Source organism: Streptomyces sp. NPDC059695, assembly GCF_042733785.1.
Classification (GTDB): Bacteria; Actinomycetota; Actinomycetes; order Streptomycetales; family Streptomycetaceae; genus Streptomyces.
In genome coordinates, this window is sequence record NZ_JBHWFF010000050.1 from 1 (window position 1) to 19,311 (window position 19,311).

The 19,311-nt window shown below is 73.4% G+C and carries 15 protein-coding genes and 2 pseudogenes; 12 read left to right on the forward strand and 5 right to left on the reverse strand.

Translation table 11 applies throughout. The features are described from left to right. Nucleotides 1-566 precede the first annotated feature (566 nt). From ACFV2S_RS35340 to ACFV2S_RS35350, 3 genes are all read left to right on the forward strand, one after another. Complete coding sequence (locus ACFV2S_RS35340; RefSeq protein WP_385569360.1) at nt 567-1,283, forward strand: nitroreductase family protein; 717 nt, start codon at nt 567-569, stop codon at nt 1,281-1,283. Between the two features lie 401 nt (nt 1,284-1,684). Further along, nucleotides 1,685-2,191 (forward strand): TspO/MBR family protein, encoded by a 507-nt coding sequence (locus tag ACFV2S_RS35345; protein ID WP_385569363.1) that lies wholly within the window; start codon nt 1,685-1,687, stop codon nt 2,189-2,191. Nucleotides 2,192-2,569: 378 nt separating this feature from the next. Then, the gene (locus ACFV2S_RS35350; RefSeq protein ID WP_385569366.1) at nt 2,570-3,472 is read left to right on the forward strand and encodes a TIGR04222 domain-containing membrane protein; all 903 of its coding nucleotides are present in this window, start codon (nt 2,570-2,572) and stop codon (nt 3,470-3,472) included. 272 nt (nt 3,473-3,744) lie between these two features. Here ACFV2S_RS35350 and ACFV2S_RS35355 read toward each other — a convergent pair. Continuing rightward, nucleotides 3,745-3,888: pseudogene (locus tag ACFV2S_RS35355) on the reverse strand (IS5/IS1182 family transposase); the annotation flags it as partial. Nucleotides 3,889-4,166: 278 nt separating this feature from the next. Here ACFV2S_RS35355 and panD point away from each other — a divergent pair. Next, a complete protein-coding gene (gene panD, locus ACFV2S_RS35360; RefSeq protein WP_385569369.1) occupies nt 4,167-4,592 on the forward strand; it encodes an aspartate 1-decarboxylase in 426 nt (141 codons plus the stop codon). A 465-nt stretch (nt 4,593-5,057) separates the two neighbouring features. Then, nucleotides 5,058-6,479, forward strand: a complete 1,422-nt coding sequence (locus ACFV2S_RS35365; RefSeq protein WP_385569372.1) for a transglycosylase family protein — start codon at nt 5,058-5,060, stop codon at nt 6,477-6,479. Here ACFV2S_RS35365 and ACFV2S_RS35370 read toward each other — a convergent pair. Continuing rightward, nucleotides 6,360-7,349, reverse strand: a complete 990-nt coding sequence (locus tag ACFV2S_RS35370) for a DMT family transporter (RefSeq protein ID WP_385569375.1) — start codon at nt 7,347-7,349, stop codon at nt 6,360-6,362. The two genes, ACFV2S_RS35365 and ACFV2S_RS35370, sit on opposite strands and share 120 nt — an antisense overlap. A gap of 249 nt (nt 7,350-7,598) precedes the next feature. Here ACFV2S_RS35370 and ACFV2S_RS35375 point away from each other — a divergent pair, with 249 nt between their 5' ends. From ACFV2S_RS35375 to ACFV2S_RS35385, 3 genes are all read left to right on the forward strand, one after another. Beyond that, complete coding sequence (locus ACFV2S_RS35375; RefSeq protein WP_385569475.1) at nt 7,599-8,321, forward strand: (2Fe-2S)-binding protein; 723 nt, start codon at nt 7,599-7,601, stop codon at nt 8,319-8,321. Nucleotides 8,322-8,381: 60 nt separating this feature from the next. Next, nucleotides 8,382-9,866, forward strand: a complete 1,485-nt coding sequence (locus tag ACFV2S_RS35380) for an SDR family NAD(P)-dependent oxidoreductase (RefSeq protein WP_385569378.1) — start codon at nt 8,382-8,384, stop codon at nt 9,864-9,866. Between the two features lie 312 nt (nt 9,867-10,178). Continuing rightward, nucleotides 10,179-10,349 (forward strand): hypothetical protein, encoded by a 171-nt coding sequence (locus ACFV2S_RS35385; protein WP_329853465.1) that lies wholly within the window; start codon nt 10,179-10,181, stop codon nt 10,347-10,349. A 58-nt stretch (nt 10,350-10,407) separates the two neighbouring features. Here ACFV2S_RS35385 and ACFV2S_RS35390 read toward each other — a convergent pair whose 3' ends face one another. From ACFV2S_RS35390 to ACFV2S_RS35400, 3 genes and pseudogenes are all read right to left on the reverse strand, one after another. Next, a complete protein-coding gene (locus ACFV2S_RS35390; protein ID WP_385569384.1) occupies nt 10,408-11,835 on the reverse strand; it encodes a lipase maturation factor family protein in 1,428 nt (475 codons plus the stop codon). A 22-nt stretch (nt 11,836-11,857) separates the two neighbouring features. Beyond that, entirely contained in the window at nt 11,858-12,406 is a 549-nt protein-coding gene (locus tag ACFV2S_RS35395; RefSeq protein WP_385569387.1) for a DUF1990 family protein, read from the reverse strand. A 161-nt stretch (nt 12,407-12,567) separates the two neighbouring features. Further along, nucleotides 12,568-13,392: pseudogene (locus tag ACFV2S_RS35400) on the reverse strand (YndJ family protein); the annotation flags it as partial. Nucleotides 13,393-13,594: 202 nt separating this feature from the next. On the opposite strand from ACFV2S_RS35400, the gene ACFV2S_RS35405 reads away from it, so the two are divergent. The 4 genes from ACFV2S_RS35405 (at nt 13,595) to ACFV2S_RS35420 (ending at nt 19,291) form a co-directional block, all read left to right on the forward strand. Beyond that, nucleotides 13,595-14,734 (forward strand): DUF6777 domain-containing protein, encoded by a 1,140-nt coding sequence (locus tag ACFV2S_RS35405; protein WP_385569391.1) that lies wholly within the window; start codon nt 13,595-13,597, stop codon nt 14,732-14,734. A gap of 49 nt (nt 14,735-14,783) precedes the next feature. Continuing rightward, the gene (locus ACFV2S_RS35410) at nt 14,784-16,871 is read left to right on the forward strand and encodes a SpoIIE family protein phosphatase (protein ID WP_385569395.1); all 2,088 of its coding nucleotides are present in this window, start codon (nt 14,784-14,786) and stop codon (nt 16,869-16,871) included. Nucleotides 16,872-16,989: 118 nt separating this feature from the next. After that, nucleotides 16,990-18,360: a wax ester/triacylglycerol synthase family O-acyltransferase gene (locus tag ACFV2S_RS35415; RefSeq protein WP_385569399.1), complete on the forward strand. Its 1,371-nt coding sequence runs from the start codon at nt 16,990-16,992 to the stop codon at nt 18,358-18,360. Nucleotides 18,361-18,418: 58 nt separating this feature from the next. Continuing rightward, nucleotides 18,419-19,291 carry an Fpg/Nei family DNA glycosylase gene (locus ACFV2S_RS35420; RefSeq protein ID WP_385569403.1) on the forward strand — a complete coding sequence of 291 codons (873 nt, stop codon included), beginning with the start codon at nt 18,419-18,421 and terminating at the stop codon, nt 19,289-19,291. The last annotated feature ends 20 nt before the right edge of the window (nt 19,292-19,311 follow it).

A 19,311-nucleotide genomic window follows, 5' to 3' on the forward strand; every position in this document is an offset into this window, starting at 1 on the left:
TCGGACGAACTCCCACTCGGCATCGGACAGTTCATGGCGACGTATCACGACACCATGATCCACCAGCGGTGATCATTTGAAGACACTGCCTAGGGCCTGTCTGACAAATGATCACTGAGCGTGTGCGTGCTCGGTCCAATTGCCTTGCCGTCCTGACGCCGGCCAGTGATTCACGGACCCTGGCAGACCGTCTACGAGCGGTTCGCCCGCTGGGAAGCGGACGGGAGCTCGGCGAAGCTTCCGCACCCCCGAGGAGGCTTTCGCCACCGGGGAGTTCAACAGGGTCTTCGTGCTGCAGGGCGTCAACCGACACGAGGAGCGGGGCCGGGTCCACGGCTTCGAGCTCCAGAAGGAGGCCATGACCCGGGACCCGGCCCGGGGCGCCACGTCGGTGGGGAACTACGTGAGGCGAAATCGCTGATCGTGGCGCATCACGTGAACACTGACAGCCGACTGGCGTCGGCATCTCTCCTGCCCCCAGGGCAACTTGGGGAGGCTTCCCGGCGGCGGCCCAAGAACTCTCTGGCACTCCTTCAAGAAGGTCGTGGGGTCTACACTCCGCGATCATGAACGACTTCATCGATGCGGGCGCCGACCCGCGGCTCTTCGACACGATGTCCACGATGCGCGCCATGCGTCGCCTGAAGCCCGAACCGGTCTCCCAGGCCCTCGTCGAGCGACTCGTGCAGGCCGCGGTCTGGGGGCCCAGTGGTGGCAACATGCAGCGCTTCGAATACGTTGTCGTCACCGACCGGGACGTCATGGCGCGGCTCGCCCCCCTGTGGGAGCGCTGCGTCGACGCCTACCTCGCCACGACGGGCGCGCTGGCTCCCGAGGGGATGGACGAGGCCGCCTACGGGCGGATGGTCGCCGCGATCGAGTACCAGCGGGACCATTTCGCCGACACTCCCGCGCTGATCATCCCCTGTTACCAGTTCCCCGCGCCGCGGGTGCCCGAGGAAGGGTACGTCGCCTCCGCGCAGGCCCTCGGGCCGGCGGCGACCCAGCGCATGGTGGACACGCAGGAGCGCTTCATGGCTCTCGCGGAAGGATCCTGCGTCTACCCGGGTGTGCAGAATCTGCTGCTCGCCGCCCGAGGCCTCGGTCTTGCCGCGAACATCACGATCTGGCACCTGATGCTGGAGGAGGAGTGGAAGCAGGCCCTCGGCATCCCGGAGGACATGCGCACCTTCGCCGCGATACCCGTCGGCTGGCCGATGGGCCATTTCGGACCCGTGCGCCGCCGCCCGGTCTCAGAGGTCGTGCACCTCAACCGCTGGTAGCTGTGCGAAGCGATTCATCTCCTTGAACGCGTCAGCATCATCGTTCGACCGGATGACGGGGGTGATCGTTGTCGACGCTCATTCCGCAGCTGCCGTACTCACGGCCGGGTGCCGCTGTCGTACTGTCCCGTCAGCGGCGCCGGTCCCGTGTCCACCCAGCAGCAGGTGCAAGGAGAGCAGACCCCTGTCGCTCTCAAGTCCCTGACGCAGCGTGCCCGTCCCGGCGCCTGGGGTACGTCACATCCTCCGCCCCACCTGGGTGTCACCGACAGGTGGAGGTGTCTTCGCCGGGCTCTTCCAGCAGGATGACGCCACTGCCTTCTGCGCATTCCGACCATGGCAGCGGCATGCCGATGAAGCGGCGGTGTGAGAAGGCATGTCATGGGGGGAATGCGTGCCAAGTGGACACCGAGATCAGGACCTCACACACCCCAACACGCAACGAGCGGGCCTTGTGGTACGTGCTCGCCGCTACAGGAGTTGCGGCCACTGCAGCGGCGGGCGGGGTCGCGGTCGATCCCACCAGCTCCTGGTACCGCTCTCTGAGCAAACCACCATGGCAGCCGCCTCCCTGGGCCTTCGGTGCCGTTTGGACGCCGCTGTACGCATCGATCGCGTTCGCCACCGGACGCACCCTGGCCCTCACAGACGGAGCGCAGCGACGTCGGCTCATCGCGAGTATCGCGTGCAATCTCGGCCTCAACGCCGGATGGAACTGGCTCTTCTTCCGCCTGCGAAGCCCACGCGCCGGCCTCATCGGAACCCTCTTGCTCGACCTCAGCAACCTTGAGCTCATCTGCCGGACCGCGCGAGTCGATGCTGTGGCCGCACGCACCCTGCTGCCCTACGCAGCTTGGAGTGCTGTCGCCACCGGACTGAACGCCTCGATCGTCATCCGGAACTCCTGAAGGGACGCAACACGGCTCCTGCACTGAGCCGCGACAGAGAATGCAGAGCTCCTGTCAGGGCGTCGCCCAGCGGGCTGTACAGCGATCGTCCGGAGCCACTGCGGCGCGGCGCGCACGCGGCGTGCCTCTGGTCGGCCCCACGGCCGGTGCCTGCCCTGGCCGACCGGGTGCTGACCGAGCTCGGCGACGTCCTCGCCACCCGCCTGTCACGGCTGATGCTCCGCGCCGACGCCGAACGCGCGCCGCCGTACGGGCAAGACCACCGCGTTGATCGGCCCTGCCCGTGCCGCGGCCGAGGGTCGGACGGGGAATGTCTTGTACCGGTCAGGCGCGGGCAGACAGGGGGGTGAAGCACACCGTTCCACGAGGGGGAAGCGCATGGGGACGTGGTGGGGGAACCTGCTCGGGGCCGCGCTGTTACTGGCCTCGCTCGTGATCGTACGGGCCACGGCGGTGGCCCTGCGGCGTGCCCACCGTGCCATGACGGCCGGGGTCGGGCCGCCGCGTGCACCGGATGAGCGCCTCGACCTGTACGAACTCGCCTATCTGCACGGTGGCGGCGAACGTGTCGTCCAGGTCGCCCTGCTGCGCATGCACGCGGACCGGCGCCTTGAGGCGCGGCGGGTCTCGACGCGGCGGGTGGCGCTCCGCCCCCTGGGCCGGGGCCGGGACGAGATGGAGAGGACGGCGCTCGACCTGGCGGCCCGGGCGGCGGACGAGGAGGGGAATGTGCCCTGGCCGCTGCCGGCCTGGGACAGCGAGCCCGTGATCCGGGGCCTGCGCGACCGGCTCGTCCTCGACAGCCTGCGGGGCGACGACGGGCACCCCGTCGGCGTGCTCCGCCGGTCGCCGGCCGCCCGGCGCAGACTGCAGGCCCGCAACCGTCACGACACCGTCGTACGGTGGCTGCCCGCGGTTGCCGTGGCGGGCCTCGCTTTGGCGGTGACCACGGACTCCTACCTCCCGCTCCTGGGCCACCCGCTCCTTCTGCTGTGGGCCCACCGAGTGAGGGGCCAGGCCGAGAGTGCCTTCATCGGCGTGTACGGCGTCACGGATGCCGGACGGGCGGCCATGGCGGCCGCGGAGCGCCCCGAGTGGATCCGCCGGGGAGAACCGGCCCGGCTTCGGAACCTCGCGGTTGACGGCGCGAAGATCCTCGCGACCCGCCACCCGTTGCACGAGCCGCAGGAACCCCGCCGGAACAAGCTGCCCCCGCCCCCGTCCCCGCCGGTACCGGACCCGGTGGTGGTCTACGAAGGGCCGGGGTTGGGAGGGCTGTGACCGGGGCGTTCCCGGCGTGACGGTTCCCGCCGCTCGGCAGGGGCTCATAGACGGGGCGACTCCACCGCTCGTCTCGGACCCACTGCTCGATGGCCTACGACGGCTCCCAAAAGGGTGCGGCATCCAGGAAACCGGTATGTCACATCCGACCACTGGTGGCTCCCGGAACGGGAGACGCCTGCGGCGCCTGCCGGGAAGCGGCGAATGTCATCGATGACCGCTGGCCGCAGGCGATGAGGGGCGAGAACGCGCGCGTCGGCGTGGCCCGGAGGCTATGAGTCCTTCCCGTTCGGAGTCGACGCTCGTGTGAGCCTGCGGCTCATGAGGTCGGCCACTGCCACCTTGATCATGGCTTCGGAGCGATGCGGGTGGGTTTCGCAGTCGCGGGCGAACCGGCGGTGGTGCATGAGGCATCCGACCAGCCACATGATCGGCCGGACAAGTGGTGACCGTGATCACGAGGGCTCTTGAGCGCGTGCTGCGTAGGCTTGTGGGGTCGTCGCGGTGGGGCGGGGAGAGTGCGCGAAGCTCCTGAACAGCTCCTGATGATGCGTCAGGAGAGTTGGCAGGTGGTCAGCGTGAGTCCTGGGAAACCTCGGGGCAGCTGCCTGGACCTGCGGCTCGTTGTAAGGTGTGAGAACAGCCCTTGACCTGCAAGAACGCAGGCAGGGAGCCTATGTCCAGGAGTGCCTCAGTGATACGCACCATGTTCAAGTCCAAGATCCACCGTGCCACCGTGACCCAGGCCGACCTGCACTACGTCGGCTCCGTCACCGTCGATGCCGAGCTCATGGAGGCGGCCGACCTGCTGCCCGGCGAGCTGGTCCACATCGTCGACATCGACAACGGGGCCCGCCTGGAGACGTACGTCATCGAGGGCGAGCGCGGCTCCGGCGTCATCGGGATCAACGGCGCCGCCGCCCACCTCGTGCACCCCGGCGACCTGGTGATCCTCATCAGCTACGCCCAGGTCGAGGACGCGGAGGCGCGGACCTTCGTGCCGCGCGTCGTGCACGTCGACGGCGACAACCGCATCGTGGAGCTGGGAAGCGACCCGTCCGCGCCCGTGCCCGGGAGCGACACCGCGCGCGGTCCGCACGCCGTGCCCGCCCAGGTCTGAGACGGCGGGCGGTACTCGGCACGGGGAGCCCCGCGCCGCCGCCCTCGGCGTCGTCCTCGCCGCCGGGGACCCGGACGGCGTGACCCGGCGGGCGCCGCCGGGGCGGCGGGGCCACCCTGGAAGGGGGCCCCGCGCACGGGGTCCCCGCCGACCGGGAGGTCCCCGATGACCCATCCCTTCCCCGATCCGGTGCCGCCGTCGCCGATCCCGCCGCCGGTGCCGACGCCCCCGCCCGTACCCCCGCCGAACCCCGTTCCGGTCCCGCCGGATCCGTCGCCCCCGCCGGCGCCCCAGCCGGGCGGGCCCGTACCGGAACCCGAACCTCAGCCCGAGCCGGGGCCCGCCGGGGCGTGACCGGAGTCGACGTGAAGGTGACAGACGGGGCTTGAGGTTGCGCGAAGCCCTTGTCACGGAGCGTGCGCCACCCCTAACTTGGACGGCTGCTGCTGTGTTCAAGGGGGGCCCATGGCCGTACGCGGACGTCACCGCCGCCACCAGCCGAGCCGGATCAACCGCGCCTCGCTCACCGTCACGGCGGGAGGCGCCGGAATGGCGCTGCCGCTGATCGGCGCGGGCGCCGCCCAGGCCGCCTCGCTGGACGTCTGGGAGAAGGTCGCGTCCTGCGAGTCCTCCTCCAGCTGGCACATCAACACGGGCAACGGCTACTTCGGCGGCCTCCAGTTCAGCCAGTCCACCTGGGAGCGGTACGGCGGCACGCACTACGCGCCGCGCGCCGACCTCGCCTCCAAGGACCAGCAGATCGCGATCGCCGAGCGCGTCCTGAAGGGGCAGGGGCCCGGCGCCTGGCCGTCCTGCGGCCCCGACGCGGGCCTCGCCCGCGGCGGCGAGTCGCCCGGCACCACCCCCCGGCGCGCCACGGCGGCCGAGCCGGACGGCGGCGGGAGCGACGTCCGCACCGCCTCCCTGCCGGGGCAGCGCCTCTTACCCGAACAGTCGGTCCGGAGCGCGAGCCCGACCACCGTGCCCACCGTGCGCGAGATGTACACGGTGACGCCCGGCGACTCCCTGTCGGAGATCGCCGTCGAGGAGCACGTCAAGGGCGGCTGGCAGCGCCTGTACGAGGCCAACCGGCGGGTCGTGGGCGACGATCCCGACCTCATCCACCCCGGCCAGCGCCTCACCCTGCGCATCACGGCGCCCAGGAGCACCGAGAAGCCGGGGAAGGCCGAGAAGCCGAAGAGCGCCGAGAAGCCGGACAAGGCCGAGCGCAAGGCCGTGGCGGCCCCGCCGAGCGCCCGGGCGGTCGGCGCCGTGCCCGCCAAGCCGCCCGTCGCCCGCCCCTCCGCCAAGCCGTCCGTCAAGCCGGCCCCGAAGCCCACCACCCAGCACACCCAGAAGCCCGGCACCAAGCCGAGCCACAAGCCGGTGGCCCAGCCCAAGCCGAGTCACAAGCCCTCGTCCCAGCCCAAGCCGAGTCACAAGCCGGTGTCCGGTCCGAAGCCCGCCGCCCAGCCGCCGGGCGACAGCTACTCCGCGCCCGTCTCCGCGGACATCGGCACCCGCTACGGCACCCGCGGCTCCTCCTGGTCCAGCGGCTACCACACCGGCGTCGACTTCCCCGTGCCCACCGGGACCTCCGTCAAGGCCGTCGCCGCCGGCAGGGTCGTCTCGGCCGGGTGGGGCGGCGCCTACGGCTACCAGATCGTCGTGCGCCACGACGACGGCCGCTACAGCCAGTACGCGCACCTCTCCGCCCTGACCGTCCGCGACGGCCAGCGGGTGCACGCCGGTCAGCGCATCGCGCGCTCAGGATCGACCGGCAACAGCTCGGGACCGCACCTTCACTTCGAGATCCGTACGGGTCCCGGGTACGGCTCCGACATCGACCCGCTGGCCTACCTCAGGGCGCGGGGAGTCTCCGTCTGACGCTACCGGAGCGCCCGGTGGTGACACCGAGAGCGACTCCGGCGCGGCCGTCATCCGGTCGAGGGTGAGCTGGACGAGGCCGCCCGCGGCGACCGCGCCGCAGACCAGCGCGGCGACGGTGCCCACCGTGCCGTAGCGGAAGCCCTCGCCGAAGAGGGTCACGCCGACCGCCGCCGCGACCACCGGGTTCACCACCGTCACGGTGGCCAGCGGGGCGGCGAGCCCCGCACCCCGGTACGAGGCCTGGGAGAGCAGCAGTCCGGTCACCGCGAACGCGGAGAGCACGAGGAGCCCCGTCCACTCGGCGAGCGGGGCGCGGGGCGTCCACTCCTCGGCCACCGACTTCGTCAGCACCGAGGCCATGCCGAAGGAGACACCGGCCGCCGCGGCGAGCACGACGCTGCGCAGCACCGACCGGCCCACCAGGCGCGCGGCCGTGAACAGCACCGCCACCGCGCCGAACGTGGCGCCCGCGAGCAGCCAGCGCTCCCCGTCGGTCAGGGACCGGGCCTCGGCGCCGCTGGTGAGGCTCAGCAGCCCGGCGAGGCCCACCGTCGCCATGAGCGCGCCGCGCCAGGCCCGCCGCCCGGCCCGGCGGCCGACGAAGAGGGCCGCCATGGGCAGCGCGAAGACGATCGTCAGGGCGCCCAGGGGCTGGACCAGGCTGAGCGGCCCGTACGCCAGGGCGGCGACGTGCAGGGTCGCGCCGACGCCGTTCAGCAGGACGGACACCCACCAGGCGCCGCTGCGCAGCGGCGCGTAGCGCGGACCCTCGGCCGAGGCCGCGACCCGCTCCTGCACGATCGCCGCGGCCGCGTAGGCGACCGCGGAGGCCAGGGCCAGGACGACGGACAGCATGAGTGGACTCATACCCTCCACGATCTCTCCATCCGGCCGTCCGCGTCGTCGTACCAGGGGACGTCTTCGGGGGTACCACCGACGCAGTACGCGGCCCCCGCGTACGCCTCCGGATGTACGCCGTCGCAGGTCGGAACGGGTGCAAACCAGGCTTAACGATCATCCCGGAGCCGCTCCGCAAGCCCTTTCGAAAATCTTCGGGAGAACGCCGGGACGTTACGGTGGGGGCGACCACAGGACTCCGGGGCGGGGGGCGTGCGCATGGAACCGGGCGCGAGCGACGACAGCGGATCGCCGGGCGGCTTCTTCGCCCTGCGGACCACCGCACCGGCCGCGGGCGGTGCGCACCGCCCCCTCTCCGCCCTGTACGCGGGGGAGACCGGGCCGCTCACCGCCCGCGTGGACCGGGTCGCCGCCCGCCTCGGCGCTCCCGAGCGGCGCGTCGGTGCGTCCGTCGCGCACCTCGGGCTCGCCGCCCGGCTCTGGTCCACCGCCCTCGGCCCGGCCGCGATCCACGGCCGCTTCCCGGTGCTCGACCCCGCCGAGCTGTACTGGGACGGGGCGCTGACCTCGCCCGACGACCTGTGGTGGGCCGGCTCCGAGACCCGCCCCGCGACCGTGGACGAGCTGCGCGCGGCTGTCCTGGAGGCGCATCTCGTCCCACTGCACGCGGCCCTGCGCCGCGACGGGAACATCTCTCCGCGGCTCCTCTGGGGCAACGCGGGCTCCGCCCTCGCCGGTGCCCTGCGGGAGCTGGTCCGCTGGGCACGCTCCCAGGGGCGTCCGGACGCGGCCGAGCGGGCCACCGCCCTGGTCTCGGGACTCCTGGACCACCCGGACCTCGCCGGGACGGTCCGCGGCCCCCGGCTGCGCCGGGCCAGCTGCTGCCTCTACTACCGCTGCCCGGGCGGCGGGCTGTGCGGCGACTGTGTCTTCGACCACGCCCCCCGGACGGGTTTGGAGGCGCGGCCCCCCGCTCCGTAAAGTTGGGTCTTTGAATGCCCGCGAGCGGCGACGTACGAGCGAACGAGGAACCCGAAGGCCATGACGGTGACCGAAGAATTCCAGGACCACGGGCCGGGTATCGACCCCGAGCGCCTGGCCGTCTGCCTGAGCGTCCTCGACGAGCTCGACAAGATCGACGTCGACCACCCGGACGCGATCACCGTGCGGCGCGCCACCGCCGGGATCTACCGGACGGTGAAGCAGCGCCGCCGCCAGGACCGCCGGGCCGCGAAGACCGCCAACGACAAGGCGGTCACCGAGGCCACGGCCACCGGCTCCGCGCAGCGCATCGACGACGAGACCGAGGGCCTGCTGCCCTCCTCCGTCACCGAGGAGGGGCGGATCGCGGGGATACTCCAGCGTCCGCGTTCCTGCTACGTCTGCAAGACGCGCTTCGTCGAGGTCGACTACTTCTACCACCAGCTCTGCCAGCCCTGCGCGGCGCTGAACCGGGCCAAGCGCGACGCCAGTGCCGATCTGTCCGGCAAGCGCGCGCTGCTCACCGGCGGCCGGGCCAAGATCGGCATGTACATCGCGCTGCGGCTGCTGCGCGACGGCGCCCACACCACCATCACCACCCGCTTCCCGAAGGACGCCATCCGCCGCTTCAAGGCGATGGAGGACTCCGCGGACTGGATGCACCGCCTGGAGGTCGTCGGCATCGACCTGCGCGACCCCGCCCAGGCGGTGGCCCTCGCGGACCAGATGGCCGAGGCCGGTCCGCTGGACATCCTGATCAACAACGCGACGCAGACCGTGCGCCGCCTGCCCTCGGCGTACGCCGCCCTCGTCGACGGCGAGAGCGCCCCGCTGCCCGCCGGCGAGCTGCCCGCCCACCACGTCATCGGCGCGTTCAACTCCGGCGCGGTCGGCGAGCTCGTCGGATCGTCCGAGCTGCCCGCGGGCGTGCGCGACCTGGAGGCCCAGCAGGTCGCCGACCTCGCGCTCGTCGCGGGCAACGCCACCATCGCCAAGCACCTCGACGGCACCGCCATCGACGCCGGCGGCCTGGTGCCGGACGTCGTCGAGACCAACACGTGGGTGCAGAGCATCGAGCAGATCTCCCCGGTGGAGCTCCTGGAGACCCAGCTCTGCAACTACACGGCCCCGTTCATCCTCATCAGCAAGCTGCGGGCGTCGATGGCCGAGGCCGCGAAGAAGGCCGCCAGCGGCCGCTCGTACGTCGTGAACGTCTCCGCGATGGAGGGCGTCTTCAGCCGCGGCTACAAGGGCGCGGGACACCCGAACACCAACGCGGCGAAGGCCGCGATGAACATGGTGACGCGGACCAGCGGCGAGGAGATGTTCAAGACGGACGGCATCCTCATGACCTCGGTCGACACCGGCTGGATCACCGACGAGCGCCCCCACTTCGACAAGCTGCGCCTCGCCGAGGCCGGTTTCCACGCCCCGCTGGACCTCGTCGACGGCGCGGCCCGGGTGTACGACCCGGTCGTGCGGGGCGAGGCCGGCGAGGACCTCTACGGCTGCTTCCTGAAGGACTACGCCCCCGCGAACTGGTAGGCCCCGCGTCGCGGCGGTTCCGCGGCCCTGCGCCGCAGCCGTTCCGCGGCCCTGACAAGAGCGCCCCATCGGCCCGATGGGGCGCTCTTTCCGGCTTCATTCACTCGATCGCATCACACTTTGGAGCGCGGTAGAGCGCGAGAGTGCTCATTTGGTTAATCTGAGGCACACGGTCGGCCACCGAGGAGACACCACTTCCTCACGGCCTTCCCGGGACAGGCCTGCCACCAAGGCCGCGGTCCCGCCAAGAAACGGCGCCACCGCGACCGATCCGGCACCTCTCCCACCTGACGCGACACAAAGGAGTGCGCGGTGACACCCGAACTGACGAAGCAGGAACCGCGACCGGCCGAACGCAACGAGCGGCCCCGCCGCAAGGGCGAACTGGGCAGCCTCGACGTGTGGGCCCACGCGGCCCCGATCCGGCTCGCGGGTTACGAGGAGGACCTGGCCGAGCCCCACATCCTGCCGGGCATCGACTGATCCCTCCGTTCCACTCCGGGTGTCCCCGGCCGTTCTCGGTCCGGGGGCACCGGTGCGTTCAGCGGGCGGTGTCCGTGGGCTCCCGCAGGCGGATCGGCGGCAGGTACTCCCGGACCAGCGTCCGGTGCCACCACGCCCCGGTCGTCCGCAGCTCGTGCCAGGTCGTGTACCGGTAGCGGTAGAGCCGGGCGCGGACGAGGGCCGGCGGCGCGTCAGGGAAGGGGTTGTGGGCGAGCAGCCGCAGGGTGTCCCGGTCGCCGTCGAGCAGCCGCTCCACGAAGGGCCCGAACCACTCGCGCGCGTACCCGGGGGAGAGCGCGGCGAACCACATGAGCCAGTCGAGCCGCAGGTGGTACGGGGCGAACTGGCGGGGCAGCCGGCGCGGGTCGCCGGGCTTGCCCCTGAACCCGTACTCCCGCCACACCGTGCCCGGGTGCGGCACCGGGTCGTCGGTGCCCTCGACGACGATCTCGTCCCGGATCCGGCCGACGGTGCCGAACGCGCCGTAGCTGTTGACCAGGTGGTACGGGTCGTACGAGCGGTTCATCGCCTGGTGCCGGGAGACCAGGTTGCGCGCCGGGCGGTAGCTGCGCGCGAGGACGAGGGCGGTGGCCGCGACGACCACGACGACGTACCAGAGCGGCGGATCCGGCTGCGGGTGGTCGCCGGTCAGCGGGGTGGCGTCCACGACGGAGAGCGCGAGGACGATCGTGAGCCAGTTCAGCCAGGCGAAGTTGCCGGACAGCACCAGCCACAGCTGGGTCGCGATCATCAGACAGGCCGCCACCGTGGCCACCGGCTGCGGCGTGAACAGCAGGAACGGCACGAGCAGCTGCACGACGTGGTTGGCCGCGGCCTCCACCCGGTGCAGCGGGCGCGGCAGGTGGTGGAAGAACCAGCTCAGCGGGCCGGGCATCGGCTGGGTCTCGTGGTGGTGGTAGAGGCAGGTCAGGTTCCGCCAGCAGGCGTCGCCCCGGATCTTGATGAGACCGGCGCCGAACTCGACCCGGAAGAGCAGCCAGCGCAGCAGGAAGAGGACCAGGACGGGCGGGCCGGTGTCGTCGTTGCCGAGGAGGACGGCGAGGAGCCCGGTCTCCAGGAGGAGCGACTCCCAGCCGAAGGAGTACCAGGTCTGGCCCACGTTCACGATCGACAGGTACAGCCCCCACAGCACCAGCCAGAGGAGCATCGAGACCGGCAGCGGCACGGCGTCCCCGGCGCCGGCGACGAGCGCGAGCGCGAGTGCGGCGCCGGACCAGGACACGGCCGCGAACAGGCGGTCGGAGTAGCGCCAGTGGAAGAGCGAGGGGGTGTGGCGCGGGCTGGTCCGGCGCACGTACTCCGGTACCGGGAGCATGCCGCGTTCCCCGATCAGGGCCCGGAACTGGAGGGCCGCCGAAAGGAACGCCACGCAGTACAGCCCGGCGAGGCCCCGCTGGAAGACGATCCGGCCCAGCCACTGGTCGGGCGCCGTGAACCACTCCATCGCTACCAGTATCGGCCCGGGATCACGTCCTGACGAGGCGCGCGAGGGTCCGGCCGAGGTGGCGCGCGTACGCGTGCTGGAGCCGGGGGACCAGCGGCCCCGCGAGCCGGGTGTACCACGTGGCGGGGCGGCTGAAGGCGGTGACGGTGAAGCGGACGGCGCCGTCCGGTTCGAGCTCGACGACGAAGGACTCCTCGCCGCACTCCGCGTGCCCGGTCAGGGTGCCGTAGGCGAAGCCGATGCGCTCCTTCTCGTACGCGGTCCAGATCACCGCGCAGGGGACGCCGAGCCGCAGTGGTCCCGCGCCCAGCGACACCTCCAGGTGGACGCCGGGCCAGGCGCGCCCGGCGTCGGCGCGGACGCGGGCCCCGGACGCGCGGTGCATCCGCCAGGTGGTGACGGCCGCCCCGGCGGCCTGGAAGACGTCCCTGCCGTGGCCGACGACCGTGCTGTGGCGCAGGTGGTGGTAGCCGGCCGGGAGGGCCTCCGGGGTCCGGGTGGCGCCGACCTCGCGGTAGGTGAGGCCCGGGCGGCGGGCGGGGCGGGAGAGGACGTGCGTGAGGCGGGTCATGCCGGAAGCTCCGTTCGCGGGCGGTGCGGGAGGGACGGGGTCGGGCTGGGCGGGAGGGACGGGGTCGGGCCGGGCGGGAAGGAAGGGGTCGGGCCGGGCGGGCGGAAGGGGGTCGGGCGGTGGGGGAGGAAGGACGTCGGGCTGGGTGGGAGAGACGGGGCCGGGCGGTCCGTCCGGAGGCGGCGGTGCGCGAGGAGGGCGCAGACGGCGAAGCCGAGCGCGTTGCCCAGGCCGTGCGTGGCGGCCGTCCAGGTCAGGGAGAGGTGCGGAAGTCCGGTCGCCTCGCCCAGCGCCCAGCTGAGCGCGAGCAGCATGGTGACGGCGAGGACCAGGGCCGAGACGGCGAGCAGGCCGCGGGTGAGCGGGTCGGTGGCGAGCTCGCGGCGCTCCCGCAGGGTCAGGACGGCGACCGCGGCCATGCCCGCGGTGAGGACGACGGCGCCCGCGAGCTCGGCCCAGTCGTCGACGAAGTAGCCGAGCAGGACGAGCAGGGTGCCGGCCGGGACGCTGAGCGCGGCGCAGCGGGCGGCGGGCCCGTCCGAGGCGCGGCTGACGAGCCCGGCGACCAGGGCGGCGGCGAAGCCGGCGAAGTGGAAGTGCGGGACGGTCAGGGCGAGCAGGTCGAGGTCGAAGCCGAACAGGGGGTACGAGGCCCGCTCGGCGACGAGCGCCACGCCGGCGACGGACGGCGCCACCAGGGCGGAGAGGACGGCGATCTCGCCGGGCCGGACCGAGCGGGTCAGCATCAGCCGCGCCGGGGCCTGGAGTGCGAGCGCCAGGGTGGCGAGGGCGTAGACGGCGGCGAGCGCGGTCGCCGCGCCGGAGCGGGGCAGCCAGAGGGCGAGGGCGCCGGGGACGGCGAGCAGGGGCCAGGCGCGCCGGAGCGCGTCCCACCCCGGTGGCCGGGGGCCGTCCAGGAGCGCGAGCCCCGTCGGCACGATCCAGAACATGCCGAGCATCACGACCGGATTCACCGGGACCGACAGCACGGTCATCCGCCACCACCCCCGCTTGAACGCGTTCAACCAGCGAGTCGAGCGTAGGGCCTTTCTTGAACGTGTTCAAGTCTCCGCTCCGGCCGACCCGGTCGGCTGCTCTCCGCTTGCGCGCCCCCACGCGCTGCGACAGACATGAGGGACTGGCAGCGACCGGGCGCCGGGCCCGGAGGAGAGAAGTCGGGAGACACAGGTGCGCTCAACCCTCCGCCGGACGCGGCGAACCGGACTCGCCGCCGCGGGGCTCGTCCCCGCCCTGCTGCTCACGGGCTGCTCCACGGCCTGGGAGGGCGCGGGCGGCGAACCGGCCGCGGCCCCCGTCCAGGACGTCCTCCTCCAGCCGCTCGGCGCCCACGGCCCCGACCCCTTCACCGACTCCACCGTCCGGAACACCGCACCGCCCGCCGCCCCGGACCGCGGGACGGGCGACGGGCCCACCCCGGCCCACGAGGTCACCGGCTCCACCCCCGGTCTCTACGGCGGCACGCGCGCCGTCGGCAGCTGCGACGTCGAACGGCAGGTCGCCCTCCTCGCCGCGGACCGCACCAAGGCGCGCGCCTTCGCCGAGGCCGCGGGCATCCCCGAGGCCGGCCTCGCCGACTGGCTCCGCGGGCTCACCCCGGTCGCCCTGCGCGCCGACACCCGGGTCACCGGCCACGGCTACCGCGACGGCCGGGCGAACGCCTACCAGGCCGTCCTGCAGACCGGCACCTCGGTCCTCGTCGACCAGTACGGCTCCCCGCGCGTCCGCTGCGCCTGCGGCAACCCGCTCCGCAGCCCCGCGGCCGCCCCCGGCGGCGTCCACCAGGGCGAACCCTGGGACGGCTTCGATCCCGACCGGGTCATCGTCGTGAAGCCCACCGCCTCCGTCGTCACCAGCCTGGTCATCGTCAACACCACCGACAGCAGCTGGATCGAGCGCAGGACCGGCAGCGACGGGGACGAGGACCGGGAGCCCGCCGTGGCACCGGCCTGCGACCCGGACACCTGCGCCCTCACCGGCTCCGGCACGCCCGACCCCAGCGGCCCCGGTCACCCCGACGCCCCGGCCCCGGTGCCGCCCGCGCCCGCCTCCCCGGACCCCGCCCGGCCCGCACCCACGACCCCGCACCCCGACGTCCCCGACCCGTCCGGGACCGGAGGCACCGGGACCGACCCGACGGCACCCACCCCGCCGGCCCCCGATCCGTCCACGGAGCCGGCCCCCGACCCGTACACCGAGCCCTTCCCCGACCCGTTCGCGGAGCCCTCCGAGCCGGACGCGCAGCAGCCGCCCGACGAGCTCTTCCCCGCCGGTGCGGTCCCCGGCCGGCCGGAGACCTTCCAGGGGTGAAACGGATCTTCCTGGTGCGCACGGGCGGGGCTGCGCCTAGCGTGGCCCCATGACTGCGGGCAACGGGGGCGGGGAGGCGAGCGCACGGCCGGGCCGCGCGCCCGGGGGGCCGGGGGCCGCGGCGCGGATCCTCGCCGACTTCGGCTCCGCCTTCCGGATGGGCGGTTTCGACTGGGACCTCGTCGCGGGGACCATGACCATGGACGCCGCCGCCCTCGACGTCTTCGACATGCACCCCGACGAGTACGACGGCAGACCCGAGAGCCTGGCCCCCCGGGTGCTGCCGGACGAGGGCACCCTGCTCGACACCCTGGTGGCCCAGGCCCTCAAGGACGGCAGCGAGCAGTACGGCGCGTACTTCCGCATCCGCCGCCGGGACGGCAGCCACCAGTGGACCCACACCCAGGGCCTCGTCCGACGGGACGACACGGGCCGCCCCGTCCGCATCATCGGCATCCTGCGGGACGCCACCCACGAGCTCACCGAGTCCGCCGCCCGGCTCGGCCTCGACGAGGGGCGCCGGCGGCGCGCCGGCGTCGTCGAGGGCACCACGGCGGCCCTCGCCTACGCCCGGACCGTGAAGGACGTCATCGACCTCCTCAACGACTCGCACGCGCTGGAACACTTCGGAGCCGCCAGCCTCGTGATGGGCCTCCTGGACGCCGGCCGGATCCATCTGGTCGCCGAGGGGCCCGAGGGCGCGTTCGTGCCGGGCACCCGGTTCACCCGGGTGGACGAGCCGTACCCGATGAGCGAAGTGATCCGCACCCTGCGCCCCCGCTTCATCGACTCGCCCCGTGACTTCGCCGAGTCGTTCCCGGTGCTCTGGCCGCACATCAGCGGTCTCGGCATCACCGCCGCCGCCTACCTCCCGCTCATCGCCCAGGCCCGGCCCATCGGCGCGCTCGGCCTGCTCTACAGCGACAAGTCCGGCTTCAGCGAGGACGAGCGGACCCTGCTCGTGGCCCTCGGCAGCAGCATCGCCCAGAGCCTCCAGCGGGCCATGCTCTACGAGCAGGAACACGACCTCGCCGAGGGACTCCAGCAGGCCATGCTGCCCCGCCGGATCCCCGAGGTGCCCGGCGCCCAGACCGCCGTCCGCTACCGCTCCGCCCGCCTCGGCCGGGACATCGGCGGCGACTGGTACGACGTCATCGCGCTGCCCGGCGGGCGGGTCGGCGCCGTCATCGGCGACGTGCAGGGCCACGACACCCACGCGGCGGCCGTCATGGGCCAGCTGCGGATCGTGCTGCGCGCCTACGCCGCCGAGGGGCACCCGCCGGCGACGGTCATGGCCCGGGCCTCGGTCTTCCTCCACGAGCTCGACACCGAACGCTTCGCCACCTGCACCTACGCGGAGGTCGACCTCGTCACCGGGGTCGTCCAGGTGGTGCGCGCCGGTCATGTCGACCCGCTGATCAGGGAGGTCGACGGACGCTGCCGCAGACTCCCGGTCGAGGGAGGCCTGCCGCTCGGGCTCTCGGCGGAGTTCGGCCGCCTCGACTATCCGGTGACCACCCTGGAGCTGGACCCCGGCCAGACCCTGATGCTCTACACCGACGGACTCGTGGAGAAGCCCGGAGCCGACCTCGACGAGGGGCTCCAGTGGCTCTCCTCGCTCGTCCGGCGCGGCCCCGCCGACCTCCAGCAGCTCGCCGACCACCTGTGCGACGTGGTCGCCGACCGGGGCGGCGAGGACGACGTCGCGATCCTGCTGCTGCGCCGGCACGGCACCTACCATCCGCAGGGCACCGGCCGCTTCCAGCAGCACGTGGCGCAGAACGACCCGGAGGCGCTGAGCTCGGCCCGGCACATGATCCGGGCCGCCGTCCGGGCCTGGGGCGCGGGGGAGCGCGCGGACGAGATCGAACTCGTCGCGGACGAGCTGATGACCAACGCCCTGATGCACACCGACGGCGGGGCGATCGTGACCCTGCGGATGCTGACCGGCCCCCCGCGGCGGCTCAAGGTCGAGGTGGAGGACCGGTCCAGCGCCCTGCCCCGGCGCCGCGAGGCGGGGGAGGCGGGCGTGTCCGGGCGCGGGCTGCTCCTGGTCGACGGGCTCTCGGACGCGTGGGGCGTGGAATCCCGGGGCGGCGGCAAGTGCGTGTGGTGCGAGTTCACCGTGGAGCGTTGAACTTGTTAACTGAGCGTGAACTGATCGTACTTGACCGTAACTGACGGTACGCGATTGACTTCCCCCACCCGCCTCTCCGCGGAGGCCCCCGCAGGACACCGCAGGACAAGAGGACACCGTGAGCAGCGAGCTACTGGCACCCCTGGACCTGGCCTTCTGGCACCTGGAATCCACCGAGCACCCCTTGCACCTCGGGGCCCTCGCCCACTTCGGCCCACCGCCCCCCACCGCCCGGCAGCAGCCCCCCGACGTCCTGGAACTCCTCGCCCGCCGCGCCGCCGCCGTCCCCCGGCTCCGGATGCGCGTCCGCGACGTCCTGTTCCCCGTCGGCGGCGCCGCGTGGACCGCCGACCCCGACTTCGACGTGCGCCGGCACGTCCGCGAGATCACCCTCCCCGGCGAGGACTTCCCCGCCGAGACCGCCCGGCTCGCCGCCGAACTCATGGAACGGCCCGTCGCCCGAGGCCTCCCGCCCTGGGAGATGTACCTGCTCAGCGGCGCCCCCGACGGCTCCTTCGCGGTCCTCGTCAAACTCCACCACGCCCTCGCCGACGGCATGCGGGCCGTCGCCATCGGTGCCGGGATCTTCGACGAGATCGCCGCGGGCCGGCGCCCCGCGGGCCGCGCCCGCCCCGTCCCCCCGCGCTCCTGGCTCCCCGGCCCCGGCCGCCTCCTCGGCATCGCCCGGGACCGCCTCGGCGACCTCGGCCGGGCCGTCGAGGTCGGCGCCTCGGTCGTCGGTTCCTCCGTCGTCCGCGCCGGCCGCCTCGACGCGGGCCCCGCCACCCCGCTCGCCGCCGACTCCAGCGGCACCCGCCGGATCGCCACCACCACCCTGCCCCTCGACCGCGTCCACCGGATCCGCCGCGCCACCGGAGGCACCGCCAACGACGTCCTCCTCGCCCTCGTCGCCGGCGCCCTGCGCCGCTGGTTCGACGGCCGCGGCCGACCGCTCCCCGGCGCGGACCCGCGCGCCCTCGTCCCCGTCTCCCGCCGCCGCCCCGGAGGCCCCGCCGGGCCCGGGAACAGCCTCTCCGGCTACCTCCTCGACCTGCCGGTCACCGAACCCGACCCGGCCGCCCGGCTCGCCGCCGTCCGCACCGCCATGGACCGCAACAAGGCCGCCGGACCCTCCCGGGGCGCGGGCGCCGTCGCCCTCCTCGCCGACCAGCTGCACCCGCTCGCCCACCGCTTCGGCGCCCCCCTCGCCGCCGGAGCCGCCCGGCTCCTCTTCGACGTCCTCGTCACCCAGGTCCCGCTGCCCCGCTCCGCCCTCTCCCTCGGCGGCGCCCCGCTGCGCGCGCTCTACCCGATGGCCCCGCTCGCCCGCGGCCAGTCCCTCGCCGTCGCCATGTCCCCGTACGGCGGCCGGGTCCACATCGGCCTCGTCGCCGACGGCGCGGCCGTCCCCGACCTCGACGCCCTGGCCGCCGCCCTCGCCGCCGAACTCGACCTGCTCGACCCGCCGGACGCCACGGCGCGCACGTAGCGCCGGGGGACGCACCGCCCGGCGCGCGCCCCGATCCCCTCTGCGGCAGGGTGGAGCCATGCCCGAACTCCCCGAGGTCGAAGCGCTCCGCGCGTTCCTCGACACGCACCTGGTGGGCAAGGAGATCGCCCGCGTCCTGCCCGTCGCGATCAGCGTCCTCAAGACGTACGACCCGCCCCTGAGCGCCGTGGAGGGCGCCGAGGTCACCGCGGTCGGCCGGCACGGGAAGTTCCTCGACCTCACCACCACCGGCACGGCGGGCGAGCTCCACCTGCTGATCCACCTGGCGCGCGCGGGCTGGCTCCGCTGGCAGGACCCCCTGCCCTCCGGCCCGCCCAAGCCCGGCAGGGGCCCGCTGGCGCTGCGTACCGCCCTCACCGGAGGCGACGGCTTCGACCTCACCGAGGCGGGCACCACCAAGCGCCTCGCCGTCCACCTGGTCCACGACCCCCGGGAGGTCCCGGGGGTGGCCCGGCTCGGCCCCGACCCGCTCGCCGAGGACTTCGGGCCCGCCGAGTTCGCCGCCCTGCTCGCGGGGGAGCACCGCCAGATCAAGGGCGCCCTGCGCGACCAGAGCCTCCTCGCGGGCATCGGGAACGCCTACAGCGACGAGATCCTGCACGCCGCGAAGATGTCCCCGTTCAAACCCACCCAGAACCTCACCCCGGAGGAGACCACCGCCCTGTACACGGCGATGCGCTCCACCCTCCGCGAGGCCGTCGAGCGCTCCCACGGCCTCGCCGCGGGCAGGCTCAAGGCGGAGAAGAAGAGCGGCCTGCGGGTCCACGGCAGGGCCGGCGAGCCCTGCCCGGTCTGCGGCGACACCCTCCGCGAGGTCTCCTTCAGCGACTCCGCCCTCCAGTACTGTCCGACCTGCCAGACCGGGGGGAAGATCCTCGCCGACCGCCGCCTGTCGAAACTCCTCAAGTAGACTCCCGGCCCCTCACATAG